Below are 20,227 nucleotides of genomic sequence, written 5' to 3'. Positions count from 1 at the left end.
GCGCGAGAGTCCCGCCCGCGTCGCGACGCCCGGCACGGCCGCCGGGTGGACGAGGGGTGGACGACGGGACGTGCGCGACACGCTCCAGGAGGCATCGCTCCGCCCGCGACCCCACGACCCCACGACCCCACGACTCCACGTCGACGCACGCGCCCCGCCCACCGCCTTGTCCGGGCCTCGCGCGCCTTCTCGCACAGGCCCCGCGCGCCTCCTCGCGCGGTCCGGGCGCCCCCTGCCCGGGACGCACGCGCGGGCCGGGCTATCCTTGCGCCGAACCGGACACGGGGTGCCCCGCACGAGGGCTGAGATCACACCCGTCGAACCTGAACCAGTTAGGACTGGCGGAGGGATGTCTCATGTCGTTGCCGTATGCCCGTGGTGAAGTGGCCGTCGGAGGTCCGCAGGGCGTTTTCGACGGGCGGATGCCCGAGGCCCCGGGGGACCTGCGCGTCGAGGCGCGCGGCATCGCCCCGGTGCCGGAGGACCACCGTTACGGCGGCCCCGGCCGCCTGTTCACCGTGTGGTTCGCCCCCAATCTGACGATGACCGGGGTCTTCACCGGCACCGTCGGCGTCGCGCTCGGTCTGGACTTCTCCACCGCGCTGACCGCCGTCGTGCTGGGCACCCTGCTGGGCGCGGTGCCGACGGCGTACCTCGGCACCTGGGGCAGTCAGACCGGCGCCGGTCAACTGCCGCTCGCCCGGCTCGCGTTCGGACGGGCCGTGCTGGTGCCGGGCGCGCTGCAGTGGCTGTCCTCGATCGCCTGGGACGCGCTGATCGGTCTGTTCGGCGGGGACGCGCTGGCCCAGCTCTGCGGCTGGCCGTTCTGGCTGGGCGTGCTCGTCATGATGGGTGCCCAGGGAGCGCTCGGCGCCCTCGGGTACGAGGTGATCCACCGGCTGCAGACCGTGATGACCTTCGCCCTCGCCGCCGCCTTCGCCGCGCTGACGGTGAAGCTCCTGAACGGCACCCACCCCGCTGCCGCCGCCTCCGCGCACGGTGCCGACCGCGCCGGGGCGTTCGTCCTGACCTGCACCATCGCCCTCAGCCTGGCGCTCTCCTGGGCCCCTTACGCCAGCGACTTCAGCCGCTATCTGCCGCGCACGGCATCCCGGCCGCGCATGTTCTGGTGCACGCTCGCCGGAATCAGCGTGTCCTTCGTGGCCGTCCAGGCGCTCGGCCTGTGGGGCGCCTCCGTCTTCACCGACCAGACCGCCCGCGGCGTCGACACCCTGCTCGGCGGCGGTGTCCTCGGCGCGTTCGGACTGCTCGCCGTGGCCCTGGCCGCGCTGAGCAGCAACGCCATGAACGACTACAGCGGGTCGCTCGCCCTGCAGACCATGGGCGTACGCCTGCCGCGCCCGGCCGCCGCCGCGCTGGCGGCCGTCCTCGGCTTCCCGCTCGTGCTGTGGATGCACGCCGCCGACACCACGACCCGGTTCCAGAACGTGCTGCTGCTCGTCGGTTACTGGATTCCCGGGTTCGTGGCGATCGTCGCCGTCGACTGGCTCGTCCGGGCCAGGGCGCGCGTCGGCGCGCCGGTCGACCTGTCCGCCGAGAGCGCCCGTCCGCAGCCGTGGTGGCCCGCGCTGGTGGCGTTCGTCGGCGCCTTCGCGGCGGCGGTCCCGTTCATGAGCACCAGCCTGTACGTCGGTCCGGTCGCCCGGGCCCTGCACGGAGCGGACCTCGCCTACGGGGTGGCGTTCCTCGCGGCCCTCGTGGTGTACGCCCCACTGCGGCTGCGCCGCTGACGACGTCCGCCACCGGGCACGGCGCCACGGGCCCTGTCGCCGTGCGTAGGCGCTCACCCGTCTCGTCCCGCCGTTCTCGCGTCATCCGCCTCGTCCCATCCGTCTCGTCCCGTACGGAGCGAACCCGCCATGTCCTCGAACACTCCCGCCGTCCCGCCCCGCGTCCTGACCGTCGCCGGATCGGACTCGGGCGGCGGCGCCGGCATCCAGGCCGACCTGAAGACCATGCTGGCGCTCGGCGCGCACGGGATGAGCGTGCTGACCGCGGTCACCGCGCAGAACTCGCTCGGCGTGCAGGGAGCCTGGGAGCTTCCGGCGGAGGCGGTGCGCGCGCAGTTCCGCAGCGTCGTGGACGACATCGGGGTGCAGGCGGTGAAGACCGGCATGCTCGGCTCATCGCTGCTCGTCGAGACCGTCGCCGAGCTGCTGTCGGACGTCGCCGCGCCCGTGGTGGTGGATCCGGTGAGCGTCTCCAAGCACGGTGACCGGCTGCTGGCCGACGACGCGCTGGACGCCGTACGGACCGCGCTGCTGCCGGTCGCGACGGTGGCGACGCCGAACCTCGACGAGACCGCCGAACTCACCGGGATCGAGGTGACGGGGGAGCGGGACATGCGCCGGGCCGCGGAACGGCTGCTGTCCTACGGCCCCCGCTGGGTCCTCGTGAAGGGCGGCCATCTGCCCGGCGAGGCCGTCGACCTGCTGACCGACGGCACCGAACAGCTCTGGCTGCGGGCGCCGCGCCACGACAACCGGCACACCCACGGCACCGGCTGCACCCTGGCCTCGGCCATCGCGGTGGAGCTGGCGCGGGGGAGCGCGGTGCCGGAGGCGGTGCGGCGGGCGAAGGAGTACGTCACGGGTGCGATCGCGGCGGGCTTCCCGCTCGGCTCCGGACTCGGACCGGTGGACCACGGGTGGCGCTGGCGGGCGGGGCGCTGAACCCCCCCCTCGGGGGCCGGGGTCCCACCCGGTCGGGGTCTCCGCCGATCCGGGGTCCCAGTCGGTCCGGGGCCCTACCCGATTCAGGGCTCATGCGGTCCGTTGCCGTCCGGGGCCGGGGCGCCACGAGTCCGTGGTCGTACGGAGCCCGTGGCCACGGAGCCTGTGGCCACGGAGTCCGTGGTCCTATCGGGTTCCCACGGTGCGCAGTGTCGCCAGGACCAGTGCGCGGGCGACGGCCACCGTCTCCGCGAGGGACACGTGCTCGTCGGGGCCGTGGGCCAGACGGACGTCCCCGGGACCGTACTGGAGGGTCGGGATGCCCGCCCCGGCGTAGAGCCGCAGGTCGCTCCCGTAGGGGGCGCCCCGCTCCCGGGCCGCGGGCGCTCCGGTGACGTCGGCGTGCGCGCTGCCGACCGTCTCGCGCAGTGGATGGCCGGCCGGGAGCCGGCCGCTGGCGAACTGGCCACCGGGCCACGAGACGACCGCGGGATGTCCGCGCAACCACGGATCGGCCGCGCACGCCCGCGCCACACAGCGTTCGAACGCGGCGCGTGCCTCGGCCGGGTCCTCGCCGAGCCGCAGCCCGAGCCGTCCGTCGGCGACCAGCAGCCCCGGCACGCTGCTGGCCCAGTCCCCGGCCTGGAGCATCCCGACGGAGACGGTGTACGGGAAGGGGTATTCGGCCATCAGGGGATCAGGCGTCTCGCTGCGGACGGCCTCCAGCCGGGCCAGCGCGGCGGCGATCGGCGCGTAGGCGTCGATGGCGCTCACCCCGGCGTCACGGGTGCCGGCGTGCGTGGACCGGCCCGGCACGGTGATACGGAAGGTCAGGGCGCCGGCGTTCGCGGTGACCAGCGTGCCGCCGGTCGGCTCGCTGATGACGCAGGCGTCGCCGGTGTGGCCACGGCGCAGGGTCCCGAAGGCCCCGATCCCGCCGTCCTCCTCGCCGACCACGAAGTGGCCCGCGACGCTGCCGCGCAGCCGTACCCCGCACGCCCGGATCGCGGCGAGCGCCGCGACGTTGGCGACGACACCGGCCTTCATGTCACAGGCGCCCCGGCCGTGCACGACGTCCCCGCGGACACTCGGTACGAACGGGGCGCCCGCCCACTGCGCGAGGTCGCCGGGCGGCACGACGTCCACATGACCCTGGAGGATCATCGTCGGACCGTCCTCGTCGCCGGGCAGCGTCGCGACGAGCCCCCACGCCTCGTCGCGCGGCACCTCCATGCCGGGGAAGCCGGGCTCGGCGCGCAGCGCGGGCAGATCCATCGACCAGAGGTCGATGTCCAGGCCCGACCGGCCGAGGTCCCGCGCCAGACGGTGCTGCAGCTCGGACTCGGCCGCGCTTCCCGTCACGCTCGGCACGGCCAGGGTGTCGAGCAGCATCGTGGCGACGGCCGTCTCGTCGACGGCCTCCAGGGCGGCGGATTCCTCGGCACTGAGCACTGCGCGCATGCCACACGCTCCTTTCGCGGGTGGATGACGAGGGGGGCGTGAGGATGCTACGAACAGCCCCGGTACGCAAACAATCGCCGTTCGTTTCCTTCTGGGATCGATTTCTTGTGAAGAATGTCCCTGCGTGGTGATTTCTTGCGCGGAGAAAGGGTGTGCGGCATGGCCATGGACGCCATCGACGAGGCCATCGTGCAGTGCGTGCTGCGCGACGCGCGCAGTACCTACGCGGAGATCGGCCGCGCCGCCGGGCTCTCGGCGCCCGCGGCGAAGCGGCGCCTGGACCGACTGGTGGCCGACGGCACGGTCCGCGGTTTCACCGCGCTCGTCGACACCCAGGCGCTGGGCTGGCGGACCGAGGCCTTCGCCGAGGTGTACTGCAAGGGCAACCCGACCCCCGCGGAACTGCGGCGCGACCTGGAGGCCGTACCCGAGGTGGTCGAGGCCTACACGGTCTCCGGGGCCGCGGACGCGATCGTGCACCTGATGGCCCTGGACATCCCGCACCTGGAACGCGCCATCCAGCGGGTGCGCGAGGCCAGGGTCATCGAGCGGACGGAGAGCGTGATCGTGCTGTCCGGGCTGATCAACCGGCCGCGCGTCTGACCGGCGGTGCCGGGCCGCCCGGCACGGTCGCGCATTAAATCGAACACGTGATTGAATTCGGCGCATGGCGTACCCACACTCCTCCGACGGGCCGGCGACGGCGCGCGGTGAACGAACGAGACATCGGGCCGGGATGCAGGCCGGGGCCGGAGAGGCGAGGCTGGAATCATGTCCGAACCGCTGCCAGTGATCGTGTCCCCGCCGGCGCCGACGGGTGGCCGCCGGGTCCGTGTGCACGGAGAGAGCCTCGGGTTGGCCTACAACCTGGACGACCTGTCCGAGTTCCTGCGGCGTGCGGGGCTCGACGTCGACCCGCTGACCATCGCGGTGTCCCCGCTCATCGACTGGCGGGGGATCGGCCCGGAGTACTGGGGGCCCGAGACCGGGAGGTGAGGGCGGCCGGAGGGGCGCGGCTCCCTCTCCGGCCGGAGCGTGACCGGCGCGCCCGTTCGGTACGAATGTGTGATGCCGCGTCAAGTGTGCTTGTGCGCGGGTGAGTTGGGGAGAGCGTCGCGACCGCCTTCGAGGGGGCGGCGTGGCGCACATCACCCTTGAGGGGTGCGGAAGGTGAAGCGCGCCTTCGGGTCTTCATGGCATGCTCACATCCAGTTACTCGCTGGTAACTTCTTGCCGCCCCCACCCCCTCAGGACTGATCTTGCGTATCCGCAAGCGGCCCTTGCGTGCCGTCATGCCCGCGCTCGCCGCATCCGCCCTCCTCCTCGCCACCGGCTGCTCCGCGGGCTCCGGCCCGCGCGCCTCCTCCGCCCCCGGACGTGTCCCGGAGGCCACGGCCTCCACCGCCGAGTCCGCGCACGGCGGCGGCCCCCTCGCCGTCGCCGCCGGACCCGCGGCCACCTCGACGGCGGTCGCGCGGCCCGGTACGGCCGGCGGCGAGGCCCACAAGTCCGCGCTCACGGTGACGTCGTACGACAGCCGTACCCGACGCGCCGTCATATCCCCAGCGCACAAGGGGAATCCGTCCGCGTCGCCCGCTCCAGGAGGGACGCCGGCGCCGGGCCGTACCGCCGTCGGTGACGTCATCGCCAGCGCCCCCGCGCCCGGCGCTCCCGACGGACTGCTCGCCGAGGTCACCGAGGTGATCGGCGAGAAGCCCGACGGCACCGAGGTCCGGACCGCGCCGACGACGCTGGACGCGCTGCTCGGCGACGGTGAGGCGAAGGGCACCGTCCCCGTCGATCCCGCCTCCTTCGACGTCGAGCGGCTGCTGCCCGGCGTCAAGGTCTCCTGGGCGCGGACCGGAGACGTGCACGCGGGCCCCGAGGGCGCGAAGGTCCCCCTCGGCAGCCTGCGGGTCGACGTCGCCACGCAGGTCGCCACGGCCGAGGGCGCGCCGGCCTCCGCGGCGGCGACCCTGTCCGGCTTCGTCCAGGTCAAGCCCGAGGTCGACTTCTCCTACGGCGGCAGGTCCACCGCGGCGGGCCCCGGAACCGCCCACCTCGGTGTCCTCGGCGACTGGACCTCGCGGTGGGCGCTCAAGGGACGCGCCGCCGCCTCCGCCCAGCCCGTCCGGCTGCCGTTCGCGAAGCTGCACGCCGACCCCGTCCTCCAGGTGGGCCCGGTCCCCGTCGTCGTGAACCTCGACCTGACCTGCTACTTCCAGATCAGCGGCGACGGCAGGGTCACCGTCGACATCGAGCAGGACCTCAAGGGCGACTTCGACGCGGGCGGTACCTACGACGCGGCCACGGGCTGGACCCCGGTCGACGAGTCGCACATGGCGAGCACCCCGGTGCGCGCCCGGGTCACGACCGACGGAGGGGTGAAGGCCGCCCTCGGCGCACAGGCCACGGTCGGTCTGTACGGAGCCGTGGGCGTCACCGCCGACCTGGCTCCCTATCTGCGCGGCGAGGCCGCGGGCACCGTCGACGTCACCTCCCCGTCCCACTCCGGCACGAAGGCCGACGTCGGGACGACGGGTACCTGGAGTGTCTACGGCGGGCTCGATCTGAGCGGGACCCTGCGGATCCAGCTGTCCGTCTTCGGCACCCCGGTCCTCCAGCGGGGTATTCCGCTGGGCACGCTGCACCGGGAGTGGAGGCTCGCCGGCAGCCCGGTGTGACAACCGCTGTCTCGGTGGCCCGCCGTCTCGGTGGCCCGTGACCGGTGGCGCGTGGCCGGTGGTCCGTGGCCTGCGGGGCACGGGGGCGGGTGGTGCGTGGCCTGCGGGGCACGGGGGCGGTGGTGCGTGGGACCCGGGGCGGCGGTCCGTGGGTGGTGGTCCGTGCGCCCGGGCGACGAATCGCCGGCCGCCGCGCGCCGCGGCCGGCCCGGACGTACCGCCCCGCCGACCGTCGCGTGTGCGGGGCCGCCCCCGCACGTGCGGTAGGGTTTACCTGCACGATCACGCGGGATCACCGCGGGTGAACAGCATCGGGACGTGGCGCAGCTTGGTAGCGCACTTGACTGGGGGTCAAGGGGTCGCAGGTTCAAATCCTGTCGTCCCGACGGTGCGAAGGGTCTTCACGGACGATGGTCCGTGAGGGCCCTTCTTCGTGTACGCGGGCCCTCCCCGGGAGTCGGACGAAGCGGCGTGTCGCGCGTCGCACCGCTCGGTAGGCTGCCGGGCATGCGGATCTCGGTCTCCTCGGACATGGACGAACCCGTTGCCCGTTCCCTGGTCGCGGAGCTGCGCGGCCGAGGCCACGAGGTCACGACGCACGGGGCACTGCACCCCGGCCGGGACCCGCGATGGGCGGTGTGCTCGGAGGCGGCCGCCCGCGAGGTGGCCGAGGGGACCGCGGACCAGGCGGTCGTGTGCTGCTGGACCGGCACGGGCGCGTCGATCGCCGCGAACAAGGTGGCGGGCGTCCGGGCAGCCCTGTGCACGGACGCGTACACGGCGGACGGCGCACGCCGTTGGAACGACGCGAACGTACTGGCGCTGAGCCTGCGCCTGACATCCGGACCGTTGCTCAAGGAGATCCTCGACGCCTGGTTCGCCGCCTCGGCCGGCGAGGACGCCGACGACCGGGAGAACGTGGCGCACATCCGACGGCTCGACCTCGGCGGAACGGGTCCCTGACCCACCCGGCCGAACCCCCGGACACACGGGAGGCGGGGCGGCCCGCAATCCCCTCCGCCCCGCCCTCCCGAGGGTCCCGGGCCCTCGCGAGTGTCGCGGGCCCTCGCGGGTATCGCGGATCCCCGCCGTCGTCAGCGCCGGTCCAGCAGCGTCGCGAGCACCTCCCGCAGCGTCGCGCCGGGATCGGCCACCGGGCCCTCGGACCGCCAGGCGACGAACCCGTCGGGGCGGACCAGCACCGCACCGTCCGCGGTGACGCCGTGCACCTGGGCCCAGTCCGTGCCGTCCGCGGGGGACAGCTCCGCGCCGGGTCCGCCGCCGATCCGGTACGAGTCGAGGGGCACCGACAGCCGCGCCGCGACGTCCTTCGCCGCCGCGTGCCAGCCGGCGCCGCCGTCCGCCGAGCTCAGGAGCACCAGGGACCGCTCGTACAGGTCGAGGGTGGAGATCCGGTCGCCGGAACGCTCCAGCCACATGTGCGGTGACCGGCTGCCCGGCTCGCCCTTCAGCCGCATCCCGTCCGGCACGATCGGCAGCGTCGGATCGGCGCCCAGGACCGCGCCGCGCGGATAGCGGTAGCTCAGCGCCACGTTGAGGATGCCGCGGCCGGGACCGCCTTGACCGCCCGAACCGTTCGGGCCGCCTGAACCATTCGGACGGCCGGGACCGTTCGGGCGGCCGGAACCGCTCGGACGGCCGGGATCCCCGGGATCCCCGGGACCGCCGGGACCCCCGGGACCGCCGGCCCCAGGGGCGGGCGTGTATCCGGGGTGGCTGTGCTCGACCGAACGTGACGAGGCGCGCGCGCTCGTCGCCTCCGCGACCGGACGGCGCTCCGCGTCGTAGGACTCCAGCAGCCCGCGGCCCGCCCAGCCGCCCAGAACCGCGGCCAGCTTCCAGGCGAGGTTGTGCGCGTCCTGGATACCGGTGTTGGAGCCGAACGCCCCGGTGGGGGACATCTCGTGGGCCGAGTCACCCGCGAGGAGCACCCGTCCGTCCAGGTACCGCTCGGCGACCCGTTCGGCCGCGTGCCAGGCGGCCCGGCCGGTGATCTCCACGTCGAGACCCCGTACGCCGGTGGCCCGCCGGATGTGCTCCGCGCACCGCTCGTCGGTGAACTCCTCCAGCGTCTCCCCGCGTTCGGGATGCCAGGGAGCGTGGAACACCCAGTGCTCCTTGTTGTCGACCGGCAGCAGCGCCCCGTCGGCCTCCGGGCCGTTCAGGTAGCAGACGATGAAGCGCCGGTCGCCGACGGCGTCCGCGAGGCGCCGGGAGGTGAAGGTGACGCTCACGTTGTGGAACAGGTCGCCCGGGCCGCTCTGCCCGATGCCGAGCTGCTCGCGGACGGGGCTGCGCGGGCCGTCCGCGGCCACGAGATAGTCGGCCCTGACCGTGCTGTGCTCGCCCGTCGCACGGCTCTTGAGCCGCGCGGTCACCCCCTCGGCGTCCTGCTCGAACGACAGCAGTTCCGTGGAGTACCGCAGATCTCCGCCCAGCTCCCGGGCGCACTCCAGCAGCACCGGCTCCAGGTCGTTCTGGCTGCACAGACACCACTTGCCCGGGCTGAAACGCGCCAGCCCGCCGCCGGGGTCGATGTCCTTGAGCAGCCATTCGCCCGCTTCGCCCACCAGGGTCGGTGCCTGCAGGATGCCGTGGTTCTCCGCCAGGACGGACGCGGCCCGCTCGATGCGCCGCTGCACCCCGGCCACCCTGAACAGCTCCATCGTACGAACGTTGTTGCCGCGCCCGCGCGGATGGATCGACGTACCCGAGTGACGCTCGACGAGCAGGTGCGGAACACCGAGGCGCCCGAGGAACAGCGAGGTGGACAGGCCCACCAGTGAGCCGCCGACGACGAGGACCGGCGTCCGGTGACCGACCTCGCCGGCCTCTTTCCATGGGTTCATTGATTGCCTCCAGCGTCACCCGCGAGGTGAGTCAGGAATGGGATGCAGGTTCCATGCCCTTTGAGGACCTGATCGCGCGCCCGGGGCACCCGGATGACACGCAGTTCACTCGTCCGCCCCGTGGGGCTCGCGCGTATCGGACGTCCCGTCAACGATCGGCTCATGGCGACCCCGGCCTTTCGGTCACGGCGGTCGTTCCCGACCTTCCGTGAAGAATGAGGAGAGGTGTGCCGGATGACCAGCTCGGGACGTATCTCGCAATCGGCGTTCGACGGTTCCAGGCTGCGGGTGATCCTGCTGCTCGATCTGTACGAAGGAGCCCAGCAGGAGTTCCTCGACGCCTACGAACACATGTGCAACCAGGTCGCGTCCGTCCCCGGTCACATCAGCGACCAGCTCTGCCAGTCGATCGAGAACCCCTCGCAGTGGCTCATCACCAGTGAGTGGGAGAGCGCCCCGCCCTTCCTCGCCTGGGTGAACAGCGAGGAACACGTCGAGACCGTCAGGCCGATGCACAGCTGCGTCCGGGACACCCGGTCGATGCGCTACAGCGTCCTGCGGGAGACCCACCCCAACCAGCAGCAGGCGGCGCCCAAGGCCGCCAAGGCCGTCAAGGCGGCCCAGCAGGTGCAGGCCCGCGTGGGCGAGGGGGTGGCTCGCCACGCCCTCACCTTCACCGTCAAGCCGGGCTCGGAGTCGAAGGTCGCCGAGATCCTGGCCGGGTACGAGGCGCCCCAGGCCCGGGTCGACGACACCACGCGCCTGCGCCGCACCTCGCTCTTCATGCACGGCAACCGCGTCGTGCGAGCGGTCGAGGTGGAGGGCGACCTCCTCGTGGCCCTGCGTCACGTGGCACGCCAGCCCGGGGTACGGGCGGTCGAGGAGGCCATCAACCCGTACCTGGAGCAGGACCGGAACCTGGGCGACGAGGACTCGGCACGGGTCTTCTTCACCCGCGCGGCCCTGCCGGCCGTGCACCACGTGGTGGCGGACCGGCCGGAACCCGCCGGCCTGCGCCGGCACGCGCTGTACTACCCGGCCAAGCGCGGCCAGGGGATGGAGCTCGCCCGGCTGCTCTCCCATCAGGACGAGGCCGCGGCCGCCGACCCCAACGGGACGGTCTACGGGAGCACCGTCTTCCAGCGCGACGACATCGTGGTGCGCCTGATCGACATCACGGGCGAAGTCGACGCCGACCCCCTCGCGTCGCTCGGCATCGAGGGCGCCGGCAAGGCCGGAGAGCTCGAGCGGCTGCTCGACGGTCCCGCGATCGGCGTCGAGGGCTCCCTGGAGACGGAACGCAACGCCAACCGTCTCCTGTCGCACGCCGACATGATGCCCGTCACCGACCGCACCGCGGCGCACTCCTGACGGACGGCCGCGGTCCCCAGGCCCGCGGCCGCCCCACCGCACGCCACTTCCACAGTCGGAGGTATCAAGAATGATCCAGAAGCATCCACGCATCGTGGACCTGAGCGAGACGGAACCCAACCGCAGGCGCGGAGGCGACATCCGGGCCATGCTCACCCCCGCCACCGCGGGTTCCACCAGTGGGTTCATGGGCCTGGCCATCATCCAGCCCGGTGAGCGCATCGGCGAGCACTACCACCCGTACTCCGAGGAGTTCGTGTACGTCGTCGCCGGCGCGCTCGAGGTGGACCTGGACGGCGAGGCGCACGCGCTCCGGCCGGACCAGGGACTCCTGATCCCGATCAACATGCGCCACCGCTTCCGCAACGTCGGTGACACCGAGGCCCGCATGGTCTTCCACCTGGGCCCGCTCGCGCCCCGCCCGAGCCTCGGTCACGTCGACACGGAGGTGACCGACGGCCACGGGCCCACGCCTGAGTTCGTCGCCGCCGGGACGGACCTGTCCGCGCCTGACCACGGACGGCCGTCCGAGCGAAGTGGGGCCATAAAGTGACCCGGCGGGTGGCCGTCACCGGTATCGGTGTGGTCGCTCCGGGCGGCACCGGAGCGACGGCGTTCTGGGACCTCCTCGCCAACGGCCGTACCGCGACCCGCGGCATCACGCTGTTCGACCCGGCGGGCCTGCGCTCGCGCATAGCCGCCGAATGCGACTTCGACCCCCTCGCCCACGGTCTCGACCCGGAGCTGAGCCGGCACGCGGACCGGTACATCCAGTTCGCCGCGGTCGCGGCCGACGAGGCCGTACGCGACTCGGGACTCGACACCGACAGGGAGGACCCCTGGCGTGTCGGTGTCTCGCTCGGCAGCGCCGTCGGCGGTACCACCCGCCTGGAACACGACTACGTCAAGGTCAGCGCGGGCGGTCGACGGTGGGACGTGGACCACCGCGAGGCCGATCCACAACTGCACCTGGCGTTCTCGCCCAGCACGCTCGCCTCGGTGGTCGCCGAGCGGTTCGGCGCACAGGGCCCGGTGCAGACCGTCTCCACCGGCTGCACCTCCGGACTCGACGCCGTCGGCTACGCCTTCCACACGATCGAGGAGGGCAGGGCGGACGTCTGCATCGCCGGGGCGTCCGACTCACCCATATCCCCGATCACCATGGCCTGCTTCGACGCCATCAAGGCGACGTCGCCCGACAACGACGACCCGGAACACGCCTCCCGGCCCTTCGACGCCCATCGCAACGGCTTCGTCATGGGCGAGGGCGCGGCGGTACTCGTCCTGGAGGAGTACGAGCACGCCCGGGCCCGCGGGGCGCACATCTACTGCGAGATCGGCGGCTACGCCACCTACGGCAACGCCTACCACATGACCGGTCTGACCAGCGAGGGCCGCGAGATGGCCCGGGCGATCGACACCACGCTCGACCAGGCGCGACTCGATCCGACACTGATCGACTACGTCAACGCCCACGGCTCGGGCACCCGGCAGAACGACCGCCACGAGACCGCCGCGGTCAAGCGGTCGCTGGGCGCCCACGCGTACAAGACGCCCATGAGCTCCATCAAGTCCATGGTGGGGCACTCGCTGGGCGCGATCGGCGCGATCGAGGTCGTCGCCTGCGTCCTCGCCCTGAAGCACCAGGTCGTGCCGCCCACCGCGAACTACGAAACTCCCGACCCCGAGTGCGACCTGGACTACGTTCCGCGCACCGCACGCCCCCGGAAGCTGAACAACGTGCTCTCCGTGGGCAGCGGATTCGGCGGTTTCCAGTCCGCGGTGCTCCTGACCGGGCCGGGTGGGAGGAACCCATGACCAGTCTGCGCACCCAGCGCCCCCGGCACGCGGCCATCACCGGAATCGGTGTGATCGCGCCCAACGGAATGCGAGCCGACGCGTACTGGAAGTCCATCAGGGAGGGGGTCGGCGTTCTGGACCGGATCACCCGCGAGGGATGCGAGCACCTGCCGCTCCGCATCGCGGGCGAGGTCCGTTCCTTCGACGCCGCCTCCCTCATCGAGGAGCGCTTCCTCGTCCAGACGGACCGCTTCAGTCACTTCGCCATGGCCGCGACCGTCCTCGCCCTGGACGACGCCGGCCTCGGCCACGGGGACCCCGCGGAGCCGTACAACATCGGCGTGGTCACCGCGGCCGGCTCCGGAGGCGGCGAGTTCGGACAGCGGGAACTCCAGAAACTGTGGGGCCAGGGATCCCGGTACGTCGGCCCGTACCAGTCCATCGCCTGGTTCTACGCCGCCAGCACCGGCCAGATCTCCATCCGGGGCGGCTTCAAGGGGCCGTGCGGAGTGGTCGCGAGCGACGAGGCGGGCGGCCTGGACTCCGTCGCGCACGCCGCCCGCGGGGTACGGCGCGGCACCGGCACGGTTCTCGCCGGGTCCGCCGAGGCCCCCCTCGCCCCGTACTCGATGGTGTGCCAGCTCGGCTACCCCGAGATCAGCACCGTCGACGACCCCGAGCGCGCCTACCGGCCCTTCACCGAGGGGGCCTGCGGGTTCGCGCCCGCGGAGGGCGGCGCGATGCTCGTCGTGGAGGAGGCGGACCGTGCCCGCGACCGCGGTGCCGCGATCCGGGCCACCGTGGCAGGACACGGCGCCACCTTCACCGGGGCCTCCCGCTGGGAGCGGTCCCGGGAGGGACTCGCCCAGGCCATCCGGGTCGCCCTCGACGAGGCGGGCTGCGCCCCGCAGGAGATCGACGTCGTGTTCGCCGACGCCCTGGGCGTACCGGAGGCGGACCGCGCCGAAGCCCTGGCCATCGCCGACGCCCTGGGGGCGCACGGCACCCGGGTGCCCGTCACGGCGCCCAAGACCGGGATCGGGCGTGCCTACTGCGCGGCACCCGTGCTGGACACCGCGGCCGCGGTGCTCGCCATGGAGAACGGCCAGGTGCCCCCCACCCCCAACGTGTTCGACATCTGCCACGACCTCGACCTGGTGATGTCCAGCGCTCGCCCCGCCGAGCTGAACACGGCCCTGGTCCTCAGCCGGGGACTCATGGGATCCAACGCGGCGCTGGTCGTGCGCCGCGGCGGCGACTCCGCCCGATAGGACCGGGCGGGAAGGAGAACACAGATGATCATCGAAGTGACCGTCGACGAACTGGCCAAGCTGATGAAGAAGGCCGCCGGGGTCACCGTCGACCCCCAGCAGCTGCACCACGCGTCGGACTCCCCGTTCGGCACCCTCGGCCTCGACTCGCTGGGCCTGCTCGGCATCGTCGGCGAGCTGGAGAACCGGTACAGCAAGCCGCTGCCGCCCGACGCGGAGCGTTGCAAGACGCCCCGCGAGTTCCTCGACCTCGTCAACAGCACCCTCAAGACTGGAGCCTGAAGTGGCAGGACACACCGAGAACAGCATCACCATCGACGCCCCTCTCGATCTGGTCTGGGACATGACCAACGACATCGAGAACTGGCCTCAGCTGTTCAGCGAGTACGCGTCCCTGGAGGTGCTGTCCCGTGACGGCGACACCACGAGCTTCCGCCTGACCATGCACCCGGACGAGAACGGGAAGGTCTGGAGCTGGGTGTCGGAGCGGACCGTGGACCGCGTCGCGCGGACCGTACGGGCCCGCCGCGTCGAGACCGGCCCCTTCGCCCACATGGACATCCGGTGGGAGTACAAGGAGACCCCGGACGGCACCCACATGCACTGGGTGCAGGACTTCGCGATGAAGCCCGAGGCCCCGGTCGACGACGCCTGGATGACGGACAACATCAACCGCAACTCCCGCGTCCAGATGGCCCTGATCCGGGACCGCATCGAGCAGGTCGCCCGCGACCGCCGCAACGCGCCCGCCGTACCGGGCTGATCACCGGACCACCAGGAAGGACCCCCGATGCATCACGCCCTGATCGTCGCCAGGATGGCGCCCGACTCGGCACCCGCGATCGCCGACGTGTTCGCCGCCTCCGACCGCGGTGAACTGCCGCACCTGATCGGCGTCAACAGGCGCAGCCTCTTCCAGTTCGGTGACGTGTACATGCACCTCATCGAGTCCGACAAGGACCCCGCGCCCGCCATCGCGAAGGTGGTCGGGCACCCGGAGTTCCGCAGCGTCAGCGAGGAACTGTCGGCGTACGTCAGCGCGTACGACCCGCAGACGTGGCGCAGCCCCAAGGACGCCATGGCGCGCTGCTTCTACCGCTGGGAGCGCGCCGCCGCCTCCTGACCGGGCGCCGGGACACAACCCGAGGCCGCCGGATCCGCGTTCGCGGAGCCGGCGGCCTCGGGTTTGCGGGGCCGGCCGGTTCGGGGCCGGCCCGGGGCGCCTCGACGGGTCAGGCCGGGACGGTGCACTCGAACGCGTGGAGATACGCGTTGACCGGGCGGACCTCGCCGATGACCAGGCCGGCGGCCGTCAGCCGGTCGGCCATGCTCCGCCGGGTGTGCTTCGCGCCGCCGACGTTGAGGAGCAGCAGCAGGTCCATGGAGGTCGTGAACTTCATCGACGGGGTGTCGTCCACGAGGTTCTCGATGACGACGACACGGGCACCGGGCCGCGCCGCCTTCCGGACGTTCGCCAGCGCCCGACGGGTGCTGTCGTCGTCCCACTCCAGGATGTTCTTGATGATGTACACGTCCGCCTGGACCGGGATGTCCTCGCGGCAGTCACCGGGCACGATGCGCACCCGGTCGGCCAGCGAACCGCCCTCGCGCAGGCGCGCGTCGGCGTTCTCCACCACGCCCGGCAGGTCGAGCAGGGTGCCGTGCATCCCGGGGTGCTTCTCCAGCAGGCTGGCCACGACCTGGCCCTGACCGCCTCCGATGTCGGCGACCGAGGACACCCCGCCGAGGTCGAGCAGGGCCGCGACGTCCCGCGCCGACTGCTCGCTGGACGTCGTCATGGCCCGGTTGAAGACGTAGGCGGACTCGGGCGCCTCCTCGTTGAGGTACTCGAAGAACTCCCTTTCGTACACGTCCTCGAAGACGTTGCGGCCGGAGCGCACCGCCTCGTCGAGCTTGGGCCAGACGTTCCACGTCCAGGGCTCGGTGCACCACAGGGCGATGTAGCGCAGGCTGTGCGGATCGTCCTCGCGCAGCAGCCGGGACATCTCCGTGTGGGCGAAGGCGCCGTCCGGTTGCTCCACGAAGACGCCCTGGCAGGACAGGGCGCGCAGCAGCCGGCGCAGGGTCTGCGGCTGGGTCTTGACCGCCGCCGCCAGATCCTCGACGCTCATCGGCGTCTCTTCCAGGGCGTCGGCCACGCCCAGGCGGGCGGCGGCGCGTACGGCCGCGGCGCACGCCGCTCCGAAGACGAGTTCCCTCAGCCGCATGGGCGGCGGGGGAGCCTGTTCGGCAGTCGTCATCTGGTGCCTCGCTTCTTCTGTCGTGCCGGGTGAGGGGTGGGGGAGTGAGGGTCGGTCAGCACTTGCCGGCGGGCTCGGAGACCTGGCAGAGGTTGTGGCGGAAGACGTTGCCCGTGCCGGCGGCGTCCCGGTCGGCCAGGTCGGCCGGGCCGTTGCCCAGCACCAGGTTGTCGCGGATCTCGTCGCCGCGGTTGGCGGCGCCGACGAAGCTCTTGAACAGCACGATGCCGCCCGACATGGGGGAGGTGCCCACGTTGTCCAGGACCTTGTTCCCCGTCACGAGGGTGTCCTCGGTGCCGGTGAGGACGATGCCCGAGCCCTGCAGGGTGGGCAGCCGGGGCGTCTTGGGGCAGGACCTGTTGTTGGCGTGGACGTAGTTCCCGCTCACGGTCAGTGCCCCGGCGTGCGGCTTGTTCTCGTCGCCCACGACGAACACGGCGGCGCAGTTGCCGGTCGCCTCGTTGTGGTCGACGGTGAGGTTGCGCAGACGGCGCACGGTGACACCGATCCGGTTGCCGATCAGCCGGTTGTGACTGATGACCGTCCCCCGGGTGTCCCGGGCGCCCTCCTCGGTGGCGACCGTGTTGGCGACGAACAGGCCGGCGTCGCCGTTGCCCCGGGCGGTGTTGTGCCGGAACACCGCGCGGACGGACTTCTCGGCGGCGATCCCCCACTGGCCGTTGTCCTCGGCGCTCACACCATGGACGGTCAGCCGGTCGGTGCCCGACGCCCACAGGCCCTGCTTGGCGAAACCTCTGAGGGTCAGCGCGCGCACGGTGACGCCGGTGAGGGGAGCGCTGTCCGTCCCGGTCACGCAGATGCCGTTGCCGGCCTTGGCGCAGGTGCCGCGGGCCGGGGCAGGGCCCGGCTCGATGACGGTACGGCCGGCGCCGGAGCCCCGTACCGTGAGGTCCGGCACGGCGACGCGGACGCTCTCGTGGTAGGTGCCGGGGGAGATGAGGACGGTGTCCCCCGCAAGCGCGGCGTCCACGGCCTTCTGGATGGACTCACCGGGGCTCACTCGATGCACCACGCGGTGGTCGGCCGACGGGGCGGCACCCAGCCCCGACGCCATGACGGCCGCGGTGCACGCGAGGTAGGCCATCTGTCGTTTGGTCATGGGCCGAAGCTATGAGCGGGGGTTCCGGCCCGCCACCGCTGATCACCCAGGTGGGCAGCCCTTGTCGCCCTTGGGTGTGCGCCGGTGTGTCGGTCGGCCGCGCGGAGGCTCTGAGGGGGTATCAGGACGGCGGAAGAGCCGTGCCGGGCACACGGCGTTCGGCACGTGGGAGCCGTCGTACGACGCTTGCCGGACGATGTCCGTCGTACGACGCCCGCCGGACGGCGTTCGCCCCATGACGTCCGGCTCACGGTGTCCGACACACGGTGTCCGACGCACGGCGTCCCGTCCGGGATCACCGGGATCACCGGGACGCGGGAACACGGCCGCCCCGGCCGGAGGATCCGGCCGGGGCGGCGCAGTCGTGGCCCGTCGGGGCCCGACGGTGTGTCAGGCGAGGGTCGCGAGCGACTCGTTCCAGGTGGTGGACGGACGCATGACCTTCGCGGCCTTGGCGGGGTCGGGCTGGTAGTAGCCACCGATGTCCACGGGCTTGCCCTGGACGGCGAGCAGTTCGTCGACGATCGTCCGCTCCTGCGCGGTGAGCGTCTCGGCGAGCGGCGCGAACGCCTTGGCGAGATCGGCGTCGTCGGTCTGTGCGGCCAGCTCCTGCGCCCAGTAGAGGCCCAGGTAGAAGTGGCTGCCGCGGTTGTCGATGCCGCCGACGCGACGGGTCGGCGACTTGTCCTCGTTGAGGAAGGTCGCCGTCGCGCGGTCGAGGGTGTCGGCGAGCACCTGGGCGCGGGCGTTGCCCGTGGTGGTGGCGAGGTGCTCGAAGCTGGCCGCGAGCGCGAAGAACTCGCCCAGGCTGTCCCAGCGCAGGTAGTCCTCCTTGACCAGCTGCTGGACGTGCTTCGGGGCGGAGCCGCCCGCGCCCGTCTCGAAGAGGCCGCCGCCCGCCATCAGCGGGACGACCGACAGCATCTTGGCGCTGGTGCCCAGCTCCAGGATCGGGAAGAGGTCGGTGAGGTAGTCGCGCAGCACGTTGCCGGTGACGGAGATGGTGTTCTCGCCGCGGCGGATGCGCTCCACGGACAGCTTGGTCGCCTCGACGGGGGACAGGACGCGGATGTCCAGGCCCTCGGTGTCGTGCTCCGGCAGGTACCGCTCGACCTTCTCGATGAGGACGGCGTCGTGCGCGCGGGTCTCGTCCAGCCAGAACACGGCCGGGTCGCCGGTGGCGCGGGCGCGGGTGACGGCCAGCTTCACCCAGTCCTTGATCGGGGCGTCCTTGGTCTGGCAGGCGCGGAAGATGTCGCCGGCGGAGACCGTCTGCTCCAGGACGACGTTGCCGGCCTGGTCGAGGAGGCGGACCGTACCGGTGGTCGGCACCTCGAAGGTCTTGTCGTGGCTGCCGTACTCCTCGGCCTTCTGCGCCATCAGACCGACGTTCGGCACCGAGCCCATGGTGGACGGGTCGAAGGCGCCGTTGGCGCGGCAGTCGTCGATGACGACCTGGTAGACGCCGGAGTAGCTGCTGTCCGGCAGGACCGCGAGGGTGTCGGCCTCCTGGCCGTCCGGGCCCCACATGTGGCCGGAGGTGCGGATCATGGCCGGCATCGAGGCGTCGACGATGACGTCGGACGGCACGTGCAGGTTGGTGATGCCCTTGTTGGAGTCGACCATCGCGAGCTCCGGGCCCTCGGCGAGCTCGGCGTCGAAGGAGGCCTTGATCTCGGCGCCCTCGGGCAGGGACTCCAGGCCCTTGTAGATGCCGCCGAGACCGTCGTTCGGGGTCAGGCCGGCGGCGGCGAACGTCTCGCCGTACCGCGCGAACGTCTTCGGGAAGAAGGCGCGCACCACGTGACCGAAGACGATCGGGTCGGAGACCTTCATCATCGTGGCCTTGAGGTGCACCGAGAACAGCACGCCCTCGGCCTTGGCGCGGGCGATCTGCTCGGTGAGGAACTCACGCAGCGGCGCGACGTGCATGACGGACGCGTCCACGACCTCGCCCGCGAGGACGGGCACGGACTCGCGCAGCACCGTGGTGGAGCCGTCGTCGCCGACCAGCTCGATCTTCAGCGCGCCGGCCTCGGTGATCACCGCGGACTTCTCGGTGGAGCGGAAGTCGTCGACGCCCATGGTGGCGACGTTCGTCTTCGAGTCGGACGTCCACTTGCCCATGCGGTGCGGGTGCGTCTTGGCGTAGTTCTTGACCGAGGCGGGGGCGCGGCGGTCGGAGTTGCCCTCGCGCAGCACCGGGTTCACGGCGGAACCCTTGACCTTGTCGTAACGGGCGCGGATGTCGCGCTCCTCGTCCGACTTCGGGTCGTCCGGGTAGGCCGGCAGCGCGTAGCCCTGCGCCTGCAGCTCGGCGACCGCGGCCTTGAGCTGCGGGATGGACGCCGAGACGTTCGGCAGCTTGATGATGTTGGCCCCGGGCGTCTTCGCCAGGTCGCCGAGCTCGGCGAGGGCGTCGGGGACGCGCCGGCTCTCCTCCAGGAACTCGGGGAAGAGCGCGAGGATGCGCCCGGCCAGCGAGATGTCACGGGTCTCCACAGTGACACCCGCCTGCGCGGCGTACGCCTGGACCACCGGCAGGAACGAATACGTCGCCAGGGCCGGGGCCTCGTCAGTGTGGGTGTAGATGATGGTCGAGTCAGTCACCGGGTGCTCCGCTCCACGTCTGCAACATTGCTCGACATCAAGATATCTCGTGAGCGACCCCGACTCGACAGGGGTCCGCATCCGAC

18 protein-coding genes, 1 tRNA gene and 1 riboswitch are annotated in these 20,227 nt (G+C 72.2%); of the genes, 14 read left to right on the top strand and 5 right to left on the bottom strand.

Annotated features, from left to right (window positions below; all coding sequences use genetic code 11):
- The first annotated feature begins 272 nt into the window (after nt 1–272).
- Nucleotides 273–367, top strand: a riboswitch (TPP riboswitch).
- Nucleotides 357–1,751 (top strand): purine-cytosine permease family protein, encoded by a 1,395-nt coding sequence (locus GFH48_RS07720; RefSeq protein WP_153287548.1) that lies wholly within the window; start codon nt 357–359, stop codon nt 1,749–1,751. It overlaps the preceding riboswitch by 11 nt.
- 129 nt (nt 1,752–1,880) lie before the next feature.
- The gene (gene thiD, locus GFH48_RS07715; protein ID WP_153287547.1) at nt 1,881–2,693 is read left to right on the top strand and encodes a bifunctional hydroxymethylpyrimidine kinase/phosphomethylpyrimidine kinase; all 813 of its coding nucleotides are present in this window, start codon (nt 1,881–1,883) and stop codon (nt 2,691–2,693) included.
- A gap of 186 nt (nt 2,694–2,879) precedes the next feature.
- Here thiD and GFH48_RS07710 read toward each other — a convergent pair whose 3' ends face one another.
- Nucleotides 2,880–4,154 (bottom strand): ArgE/DapE family deacylase, encoded by a 1,275-nt coding sequence (locus tag GFH48_RS07710; RefSeq protein ID WP_153287546.1) that lies wholly within the window; start codon nt 4,152–4,154, stop codon nt 2,880–2,882.
- Nucleotides 4,155–4,313: 159 nt separating this feature from the next.
- Here GFH48_RS07710 and GFH48_RS07705 point away from each other — a divergent pair, with 159 nt between their 5' ends.
- The 5 genes from GFH48_RS07705 to GFH48_RS07685 all read left to right on the top strand — a co-directional run bounded on the left by GFH48_RS07705 (nt 4,314) and on the right by GFH48_RS07685 (nt 7,801).
- Entirely contained in the window at nt 4,314–4,757 is a 444-nt protein-coding gene (locus GFH48_RS07705; RefSeq protein WP_381915552.1) for an Lrp/AsnC family transcriptional regulator, read from the top strand.
- A gap of 168 nt (nt 4,758–4,925) precedes the next feature.
- Entirely contained in the window at nt 4,926–5,150 is a 225-nt protein-coding gene (locus GFH48_RS07700) for a hypothetical protein (protein ID WP_194280526.1), read from the top strand.
- Nucleotides 5,151–5,419: 269 nt separating this feature from the next.
- Nucleotides 5,420–6,838, top strand: a complete 1,419-nt coding sequence (locus GFH48_RS07695; RefSeq protein ID WP_407698702.1) for a hypothetical protein — start codon at nt 5,420–5,422, stop codon at nt 6,836–6,838.
- Nucleotides 6,839–7,150: 312 nt separating this feature from the next.
- Nucleotides 7,151–7,224 (top strand) — tRNA-Pro (locus tag GFH48_RS07690).
- A gap of 121 nt (nt 7,225–7,345) precedes the next feature.
- The gene (locus tag GFH48_RS07685) at nt 7,346–7,801 is read left to right on the top strand and encodes an RpiB/LacA/LacB family sugar-phosphate isomerase (RefSeq protein ID WP_153287544.1); all 456 of its coding nucleotides are present in this window, start codon (nt 7,346–7,348) and stop codon (nt 7,799–7,801) included.
- A 131-nt stretch (nt 7,802–7,932) separates the two neighbouring features.
- Here the strand turns inward: GFH48_RS07685 and GFH48_RS07680 are convergent, their stop codons facing one another.
- Nucleotides 7,933–9,708 (bottom strand): FAD-dependent oxidoreductase, encoded by a 1,776-nt coding sequence (locus GFH48_RS07680; protein ID WP_153287543.1) that lies wholly within the window; start codon nt 9,706–9,708, stop codon nt 7,933–7,935.
- Nucleotides 9,709–9,942: 234 nt separating this feature from the next.
- Between GFH48_RS07680 and GFH48_RS07675 the strand changes: the two genes are divergently transcribed.
- The 7 genes from GFH48_RS07675 to GFH48_RS07645 all read left to right on the top strand — a co-directional run bounded on the left by GFH48_RS07675 (nt 9,943) and on the right by GFH48_RS07645 (nt 15,273).
- Nucleotides 9,943–11,079: a SchA/CurD-like domain-containing protein gene (locus GFH48_RS07675; RefSeq protein WP_153287542.1), complete on the top strand. Its 1,137-nt coding sequence runs from the start codon at nt 9,943–9,945 to the stop codon at nt 11,077–11,079.
- A 70-nt stretch (nt 11,080–11,149) separates the two neighbouring features.
- Nucleotides 11,150–11,632 carry a cupin domain-containing protein gene (locus GFH48_RS07670; protein WP_153287541.1) on the top strand — a complete coding sequence of 161 codons (483 nt, stop codon included), beginning with the start codon at nt 11,150–11,152 and terminating at the stop codon, nt 11,630–11,632.
- Nucleotides 11,629–12,897: a beta-ketoacyl-[acyl-carrier-protein] synthase family protein gene (locus GFH48_RS07665; RefSeq protein WP_153287540.1), complete on the top strand. Its 1,269-nt coding sequence runs from the start codon at nt 11,629–11,631 to the stop codon at nt 12,895–12,897. Before GFH48_RS07670 ends, GFH48_RS07665 begins: the two co-directional genes overlap by 4 nt.
- Nucleotides 12,894–14,150: a ketosynthase chain-length factor gene (locus GFH48_RS07660; protein ID WP_153287539.1), complete on the top strand. Its 1,257-nt coding sequence runs from the start codon at nt 12,894–12,896 to the stop codon at nt 14,148–14,150. The genes GFH48_RS07665 and GFH48_RS07660 overlap by 4 nt, the downstream gene beginning before the upstream one ends.
- A 24-nt stretch (nt 14,151–14,174) precedes the next feature.
- The gene (locus GFH48_RS07655) at nt 14,175–14,432 is read left to right on the top strand and encodes a phosphopantetheine-binding protein (protein WP_153287538.1); all 258 of its coding nucleotides are present in this window, start codon (nt 14,175–14,177) and stop codon (nt 14,430–14,432) included.
- 1 nt (nt 14,433) lies between these two features.
- On the top strand, nt 14,434–14,913 hold the full coding sequence (locus GFH48_RS07650) for an SRPBCC family protein (RefSeq protein WP_153287537.1): 480 nt from the start codon (nt 14,434–14,436) through the stop codon (nt 14,911–14,913).
- Between the two features lie 27 nt (nt 14,914–14,940).
- Nucleotides 14,941–15,273 (top strand): TcmI family type II polyketide cyclase, encoded by a 333-nt coding sequence (locus GFH48_RS07645; RefSeq protein ID WP_153287536.1) that lies wholly within the window; start codon nt 14,941–14,943, stop codon nt 15,271–15,273.
- A gap of 109 nt (nt 15,274–15,382) precedes the next feature.
- Here the strand turns inward: GFH48_RS07645 and GFH48_RS07640 are convergent, their stop codons facing one another.
- The 3 genes from GFH48_RS07640 to GFH48_RS07630 all read right to left on the bottom strand — a co-directional run bounded on the left by GFH48_RS07640 (nt 15,383) and on the right by GFH48_RS07630 (nt 20,141).
- The gene (locus GFH48_RS07640) at nt 15,383–16,411 is read right to left on the bottom strand and encodes a methyltransferase (RefSeq protein WP_153287535.1); all 1,029 of its coding nucleotides are present in this window, start codon (nt 16,409–16,411) and stop codon (nt 15,383–15,385) included.
- Nucleotides 16,412–16,466: 55 nt separating this feature from the next.
- Nucleotides 16,467–17,531, bottom strand: coding sequence for a right-handed parallel beta-helix repeat-containing protein (locus GFH48_RS07635; protein WP_153287534.1), 1,065 nt, complete (start codon nt 17,529–17,531; stop codon nt 16,467–16,469).
- A 390-nt stretch (nt 17,532–17,921) separates the two neighbouring features.
- The gene (locus tag GFH48_RS07630) at nt 17,922–20,141 is read right to left on the bottom strand and encodes an NADP-dependent isocitrate dehydrogenase (protein WP_153287533.1); all 2,220 of its coding nucleotides are present in this window, start codon (nt 20,139–20,141) and stop codon (nt 17,922–17,924) included.
- Nucleotides 20,142–20,227: the final 86 nt, after the last annotated feature.

This window comes from Streptomyces fagopyri (genome assembly GCF_009498275.1).
In the GTDB taxonomy this organism is placed as follows: Bacteria; Actinomycetota; Actinomycetes; order Streptomycetales; family Streptomycetaceae; genus Streptomyces; species Streptomyces fagopyri.
This window is presented reverse-complemented; position numbering and strand designations above follow the sequence as displayed.

Bases quoted from the DNA above. Each gene is read 5' to 3' on its own strand.
- GFH48_RS07675 (WP_153287542.1), top strand. From the start codon at position 9,943: ATGACCAGCTCGGGACGTATCTCGCAATCGGCGTTCGACGGTTCCAGG.
- GFH48_RS07710 (WP_153287546.1), bottom strand. From the start codon at position 4,154: ATGCGCGCAGTGCTCAGTGCCGAGGAATCCGCCGCCCTGGAGGCCGTC.
- GFH48_RS07640 (WP_153287535.1), bottom strand. From the start codon at position 16,411: ATGACGACTGCCGAACAGGCTCCCCCGCCGCCCATGCGGCTGAGGGAA.
- GFH48_RS07655 (WP_153287538.1), top strand. From the start codon at position 14,175: ATGATCATCGAAGTGACCGTCGACGAACTGGCCAAGCTGATGAAGAAG.
- GFH48_RS07670 (WP_153287541.1), top strand. From the start codon at position 11,150: ATGATCCAGAAGCATCCACGCATCGTGGACCTGAGCGAGACGGAACCC.
- GFH48_RS07680 (WP_153287543.1), bottom strand. From the start codon at position 9,708: ATGAACCCATGGAAAGAGGCCGGCGAGGTCGGTCACCGGACGCCGGTC.
- GFH48_RS07645 (WP_153287536.1), top strand. From the start codon at position 14,941: ATGCATCACGCCCTGATCGTCGCCAGGATGGCGCCCGACTCGGCACCC.
- GFH48_RS07660 (WP_153287539.1), top strand. From the start codon at position 12,894: ATGACCAGTCTGCGCACCCAGCGCCCCCGGCACGCGGCCATCACCGGA.
- GFH48_RS07685 (WP_153287544.1), top strand. From the start codon at position 7,346: ATGCGGATCTCGGTCTCCTCGGACATGGACGAACCCGTTGCCCGTTCC.
- GFH48_RS07720 (WP_153287548.1), top strand. From the start codon at position 357: ATGTCGTTGCCGTATGCCCGTGGTGAAGTGGCCGTCGGAGGTCCGCAG.
- GFH48_RS07635 (WP_153287534.1), bottom strand. From the start codon at position 17,531: ATGACCAAACGACAGATGGCCTACCTCGCGTGCACCGCGGCCGTCATG.
- thiD (WP_153287547.1), top strand. From the start codon at position 1,881: ATGTCCTCGAACACTCCCGCCGTCCCGCCCCGCGTCCTGACCGTCGCC.
- GFH48_RS07705 (WP_381915552.1), top strand. From the start codon at position 4,314: ATGGCCATGGACGCCATCGACGAGGCCATCGTGCAGTGCGTGCTGCGC.
- GFH48_RS07700 (WP_194280526.1), top strand. From the start codon at position 4,926: ATGTCCGAACCGCTGCCAGTGATCGTGTCCCCGCCGGCGCCGACGGGT.